We start from the raw sequence: 6,310 nt of genomic DNA on the forward strand, positions 1-6,310 counted from the left end.
TGTTCTCAGCGTCCTCGCTGTGTTCGCCTGGACTGCCACAAGGGCAGCCAGGACTTTTCAAAGGAACCACCAACCCACCGAAGTGGGCCGGGGTATCAACATATTTGGCGTTGACTTTTGGCACGCTGTTGAGTTCTCAAGGAACGGACGCTTCCTTTGTACTCACCCTCTCGGGCTTTCCTCCGGGCTTTCGTTCGGCATTTCGTGTTCCCGACTCTATCAGACGCTTTCGTGTCCGACTTCCTCGGTGCTTTCCAGTTCTTCGCTTTCGCGTTTCCCTTTCCGGCGGTGCCGACTGTATCAGTCCTTTTCCGCTTCCCTGACCAGTGTCCGCAGGCATGCGGAGGCTCGGAGAAGAGATATGGTTTAGACCAGTCGGAGGCTGCCGACCCACGACCCACAACGGAGTGTGCTGGTGTCAGGCAGGACTACGAGAGTACATCGCTCCAGCAGACGAGGCAAACCGTTGCCGGTGCACCCCTAGGTCCGCCAAGCGTGACGTCTCGGGCGAAACTGGGACTTCTCGTGACTTACCCTTCTCAACAGTACGCCGTCCTGGACAGGTAGTGACGGCGGCACACGAACTCTCCACCCCTGGGAGGCCCCTCATGACCAGCGTGACGTCCCCGCTTGCCGGACGCGCCATCGGACTCGCCGCAGTCCCCGACCCCGTGTTCTCCGGGGCGATGGTCGGTCCCGGCACCGCGATCGACCCCGTGCGTGAGCCGTCGGAGGCTGTCGCCCCCGTTGACGGTGTCATCGTCTCCCTGCACCCCCACGCGTTCGTCGTGGTCGACGGCCAGGGGCACGGCGTCCTGACGCACCTGGGCATCGACACCGTGCAGCTCAATGGTGAAGGCTTCGAGCTGCTCGTCAACAAGGGGGACACGGTGACGCGCGGCCAGGCGATCGTGCGCTGGAACCCGGCAGCCGTCGAAGAGGCCGGCAAGTCGCCGGTGTGCCCGATCGTCGCGCTGGAGGCCACCGCCGATTCCCTCGTCGACCTCGTGGAGGACGGCGACGTGAAGCGCGGCGAGCCGCTCTTCAGCTGGGAGTGACGCCGGCGCCGTAAGGGCGGCCACGGGTACGACATTCATCGCGGGGGGACTGGACTGAGTCCCCGTCGCAACTATCGGAGACGGTGAGATGGAGACAACGCTGCGAGGCGTCGGCGTGAGTCACGGTGTGGCGATCGGCGAGGTACGGCACATGGGCACGGCGGTTCTCGAACCGCCGGCCAAGCAGATTCCGGCGGAAGAGGCGGGGCGCGAACAGGGGCGCGCCCGCCAGGCCGTGGAAGCTGTGGCAGCCGACCTGATTGCGCGCGGCAACCTGGCCGGCGGCGAGGCACAGCACGTGCTCGAGGCGCAGGCCATGATGGCGCAGGATCCCGAGCTGATGGCCGATGTGGAACGGCGCATCGCCGTCGGCAGCACGGCGGAGCGCGGTGTGTACGACGCCTTTGCCGCCTACCGGGCTCTGCTGGCCAACGCCGGCGAGTACCTGGCGGGGCGTGTCGCCGACCTGGACGACGTACGGAACCGGATCGTCGCGCGGCTGCTGGGCGTGCCGATGCCCGGTGTGCCGGACAGTGACGAGCCGTACGTGCTGATCGCCCGGGATCTCGCTCCCGCCGATACCGCGCTGCTCGACCCGACGCTGGTGCTGGGCTTCGTGACCGAGGAGGGCGGTCCGACCAGCCACAGCGCGATCCTCGCGCGGGCGCTGGGTGTGCCCGCCGTGGTGGCTCTGCCGGGCGCCGGCGAGCTGGCCGAGGGCACAGTCGTCGCTGTCGACGGCAGTACGGGTGAGATCTTCGTCGAGCCCACCGCCGAGAAGCGGGCGGAGCTCGAGGCCGCTGCCGCCGCGCGCAAGGCGGCGCTCTCGGCTTCGACCGGGCCCGGTGCGACATCCGACGGTCACAAGGTGCCGCTGCTCGCCAACATCGGCGGTCCCGCCGATGTGCCGGCCGCGGTCGAGGCGGGCGCTGAGGGTGTCGGTCTGTTCCGTACGGAGTTCCTGTTCCTCGACGACAGCAAGCAGGCGCCGTCGGAGGAGAAGCAGGTCGAGGCGTACCGCAAGGTTCTCGAGGCGTTCCCCGAGGGCCGTGTGGTGGTGCGGGTACTGGACGCGGGCGCGGACAAGCCGCTCGACTTCCTGACGCCGGCCGAGGAGCCGAACCCCGCGCTCGGTGTGCGCGGACTGCGGTCGCTTCTCGACCACCCGGACGTGCTGCGGACGCAGCTGACGGCGCTGGCGAAGGCTGTCGAGGGTCTGCCGGTGTACCTCGAGGTCATGGCGCCGATGGTCGCGGACCGTACGGATGCCAGGGCCTTCGCCGACGCGTGCCGTGCGGCCGGGCTGCGGGCGAAGTTCGGTGCGATGGTCGAGATCCCGTCCGCCGCACTGCGGGCGCGCTCGGTCCTGCAGGAGGTCGAGTTCCTCTCGTTGGGGACCAACGACCTCGCGCAGTACACGTTCGCCGCTGACCGGCAGGTCGGTGCGGTGTCGCGGCTGCAGGACCCGTGGCAGCCGGCACTGCTCGACCTGGTGGCGGCCTCCGCCGACGCCGCGAAGGCCGAGGGCAAGAGCTGTGGCGTATGTGGTGAGGCCGCGGCCGATCCGCTGCTCGCCTGTGTGCTGACGGGTCTGGGTGTCACCTCCCTGTCGATGGGCGCGAAGGCCATTCCCTATGTCCGCGCGACGCTGGCGAAGCACACGCTCGCCCAGTGCGAGCGGGCGGCCGCCGCGGCGCGTGCCACGGACACCGCCGACGAGGCGCGGGCGGCCGCGCAGGCGGTGCTGTCCGGCGAGTGACCGGTGTTGCCGTACTGATCCGAGGGGCTCTGGGCCGATGGCCTGGAGCCCCTCGGGCGTTTTCAGTGGTGGGGGTCCGGCTCCTCGATGTCGAAGCCGGGGCAGTACTCGACGCCGGGCTCAGGGGACACGGGGTCGCCGGTGTCGGCGTCGGTGCAGTAGGCGCTGAAGACCTCGCCCGCGGTGAGGGCGAGCAGGCGGCCCCGCTGCAGTCGCCAGCCGTGAAGCCGGTCCGGGGCTCCGGGCGCGGTGGTCCGCAGGACGACTCCCCCGGGCCTTTGGGCCGCGATGCCCGCGGCGAGGACCGTCACGAACTCGGCGGCTTCCGTTTCGGGCAACTGGACCGGTTCGGTGCCGGTGCGCTCCGCGTGGAGCACGGCGAGAAGCTGTTCCTCCTCGGCCGGGACGCTGCAGACGAGGTGGTGGCTGCCGGGGCCGGCCTGTTCGACCAGACGTGTGACGAGACGCTGGGCCCGGCGCAGGGACTCGCGGCCGATGTCCTCGCCGCACTCGGCGCAGTCGCCGAGGCGGGCCAGGAGCAGCGTCGCGTACTCCCAGGTGGCCTGGCGGACCGCCTGGTCGACGAGCAGCGGCACGATGCTGGCGATGGGCTCGCCCGCGTACGGGACGCAGGCTCCGCAGGCGGCGATCTCCGCGGTGAAGCGGGTGCGGCTCTCCGTCGTATCGGGGTCGATTCCGGTCGCGCGGCAGTACTCCAGGAAGTCCTCGGGGTCGAAGAGCGCGACGGAGGTGTGCACGCCCTGGGCCGCGAGGGCTCGTAGCAGACCGTCCACTTCCTGGAGGTAGGCCTGGTGATCGTCGAAGGCGAAGGTGCGGTAGGCCCGCATGGCCGCGAAGTCCTGCTCGTCGGCCAGCAGGCCTACGACGCTGGGGACTTCGCGGCGCAGCGTACGCCGCATCGTCCTGTTCCGGTGGTGCTTCGTGGACTTGGTGCGCGCCATGATTCCCCCTGAGCGCAGTCGATCAGTGCTCACTCACCGTAACCGACCGCACTGACAACGCGACTCTCCGTGAGGCAGGGGGGGCCGCTTCTCAGCGGCGGGTGCGGGCCAGGGCCTCGTAGAAGTGGAGGAGTTCCAGGTTGTCGACCGAGCCGGGGTTGACCGCCTTGGCGAGCGGGGTGCCCTGGAGGAGGCGCTTCACGGGGACCTCGATGCGCTTGCCGGTGAGGGTGTGCGGGACCGCGGGGACCTCGATGATCTCGTCGGGCACGTGGCGCGGGGAGAGCGCGGTGCGGATGGCCTGCTTGACGCGGGTGCGCAGGGCATCGTCGAGAGTGGCGCCTTCGGCGAGGTGGACGAAGAGCGGCATCCAGTAGCCGCCGTCCCGTTCTTCGAGGCCGATGACCAGGGATTCCTTGATCTCGGGGAGCCGCTCGACCACCTCGTAGATGTCGGCCGAGCCCATCCGGACGCCCTGGCGGTTGAGTGTGGAGTCGGAGCGGCCGTGGATGACCACCGAGCCGTGGCCGGTGATCGTGATCCAGTCGCCGTGCCGCCATGCGCCGGGGTAGGTGTCGAAGTAGCTGTCGTGGTAGCGGCTGCCGTCGGGGTCGTTCCAGAAGTGGACCGGCATGGACGGCATGGGGTTGGTGACGACGAGTTCGCCGACCTCGCCGGTGAGGGGCTTGCCCTGGGGGTCCCACGCCTGGAGGTCGGTGCCCAGGCAGGCGGCCTGGAGCTCGCCGATGTGGACGGGGAGCGTCGGGACCGCGCCGGCGAAGCAGCTGCACACGTCCGTGCCGCCGCTCACGGACGCGATCCACAGGTCGGAGTCGACCTCGTCGTGGAGCCACCGGAAACCGTCGGGCGGAAGCGGTGAGCCGGTGGTGGCGACGCACTTGACGGCGGAGAGGTCGTGGTCGCGGGCGGGGTGGACGTCCGCCTTGGCGCAGGCCATGACGTACGCGGCCGAGGTGCCGAACAGGGTCGCCCCGGTGAGTTCGGCGACGCGCCACTGGGCGCCGGTGCCGGGGTAGCCGGGGCTTCCGTCGTACAGGACGACCGTGGTGCCCGTGAGCAGGCCGGAGACGAGGAAGTTCCACATCATCCAGCCGGTGGAGGTGAACCAGAAGAAGCGGTCCTCGGGGCCGAGGTCGCAGTGCAGGCCGAGCTGCTTGAAGTGCTCCAGGAGAATGCCGCCCTGGGACTGGACGATGGCTTTGGGGAGGCCGGTCGTGCCGGAGGAGTAGAGGACCCACAGGGGGTGTGCGAAGGGCACCTGCTCGAAGACCGGTTCGGTGTCGGCCGAGGTGAGGGCAGACCAGTCCAGGGCGCCTTCGGGTGCCGCGGTGCCGAGCAGCGGGACGTGGACCGTGGCGCGCAGGGTGGGCAGCTCGCGGCGGAGTTCGGCGACGGTGTCCGTACGGTCGTGCTCCTTGCCGCCGTAGCGGTAGCCGTCGACCGCGAAGAGGACGACGGGCTCCACCTGCTGGAAGCGGTCGAGGACGCTGCGGGCGCCGAAGTCGGGGGCGCAGGAGGTCCAGACGCCGCCGACGGCGGCGGTGGCGAGCAGGGCGACGGTGGCCTGCGGGATGTTGGGGAGGTAGCCGCTGACGCGGTCTCCGGGGCGGACGCCGAGGGCGCGGAGTTCGGCGGCGAGTGAGCCGACCTGGCGGCGCAGCTGCGACCAGCTCACCGGGGTGGGCTCGTGGGTCTCGTCGACGTACAGGAGGGCCGGGTCGTCCGCGCGGGACGGGTCTTCGGCCGTTCGCAGGGCGTGCTCCGCGTAGTTGAGTGTCGCTCCCGGGAACCACTGGGCGCCCGGCATGGAGCGGTCGGCGAGGACCGTTTCGTACGGGGTGGAGAAGCGAACGTCGAACCAGTCGGCGACGGCCTGCCAGAAGGTGTCGAGTTCGTCGACCGACCAGCGGTGCAGCGCCGCGTATCCGCCGTCGGCGGGTGCTCCGTACCGCTCGGCCGCCCAGCTCTGGAAGCGGGTGACGGCGGCGGCGGCGATGCGGTCCGCGTCCGGCTGCCAGAGGGGCGCGGTGTTCGCTGCTGAGGACATGGGGCGGCTCCCGGGCTGTACGCGTGGTGTGCGTGTGTCGCGCGCACGTGCGAAGGGTGTGCGCACGAGGCGACTGACAGGGACGATGCCATGTGATCGTCTTGCGCACCAGGGCGGGCCGCCCACAGTCGGGTATCGGGTCATGTGCGCACACCACGGGTGAACGGCAGTTGAACGCGCCCTGCGGGCGTCCCGGCGGGTGGCAGGGTGAGCCGTATGGACGGTCGTGACCTGGTGCGCTCGGTGAAACTGGTCGGTACGGTGCGAGGGCTCGGCCTGGCGGGCCCCTTGTGGGGGCGGCGTCGTACGGACGCCTGGGGGCCGCGCCGGCAGGGCGCGGCGCGTGCCCGGGTGCCCGGTGGGGTGACGGGGGCGGAGCCCCAGCCGGGCGGCGGGGTGATGCGGTTCGCCCGTTCCGAGCTGCGGGTGATGGTCGCGGCCGGGGGCGCGGTGTTCTGGGGGT

At 70.4% G+C, this 6,310-nt stretch carries 4 protein-coding genes and 1 pseudogene; 3 read left to right on the forward strand and 2 right to left on the reverse strand.

Annotated features, from left to right (window positions below):
- Positions 1–608 precede the first annotated feature (608 nt).
- Positions 609–1,058 carry a PTS sugar transporter subunit IIA gene (locus E2E34_RS29600; RefSeq protein WP_138904947.1) on the forward strand — a complete coding sequence of 150 codons (450 nt, stop codon included), beginning with the start codon at positions 609–611 and terminating at the stop codon, positions 1,056–1,058.
- An 88-nt stretch (positions 1,059–1,146) separates the two neighbouring features.
- On the forward strand, positions 1,147–2,817 hold the full coding sequence (gene ptsP / locus E2E34_RS29605; RefSeq protein WP_138904948.1) for a phosphoenolpyruvate--protein phosphotransferase: 1,671 nt from the start codon (positions 1,147–1,149) through the stop codon (positions 2,815–2,817).
- A 62-nt stretch (positions 2,818–2,879) separates the two neighbouring features.
- On the opposite strand, the gene E2E34_RS29610 is transcribed toward ptsP, so the two are convergent.
- Together E2E34_RS29610 and E2E34_RS29615 are read right to left on the reverse strand one after the other, a co-directional pair.
- Entirely contained in the window at positions 2,880–3,779 is a 900-nt protein-coding gene (locus tag E2E34_RS29610) for a DUF8829 domain-containing protein (protein ID WP_138904949.1), read from the reverse strand.
- Between the two features lie 91 nt (positions 3,780–3,870).
- The gene (locus E2E34_RS29615; RefSeq protein WP_138904950.1) at positions 3,871–5,847 is read right to left on the reverse strand and encodes an acetoacetate--CoA ligase; all 1,977 of its coding nucleotides are present in this window, start codon (positions 5,845–5,847) and stop codon (positions 3,871–3,873) included.
- Between the two features lie 216 nt (positions 5,848–6,063).
- Here E2E34_RS29615 and E2E34_RS29620 point away from each other — a divergent pair.
- Positions 6,064–6,310 (forward strand): annotated as a pseudogene (locus E2E34_RS29620) (glycosyl hydrolase); the annotation flags it as partial.

The sequence above is a fragment of the Streptomyces albidochromogenes genome (assembly GCF_005981925.1).
GTDB classification, from domain to species: Bacteria; Actinomycetota; Actinomycetes; order Streptomycetales; family Streptomycetaceae; genus Streptomyces; species Streptomyces albidochromogenes.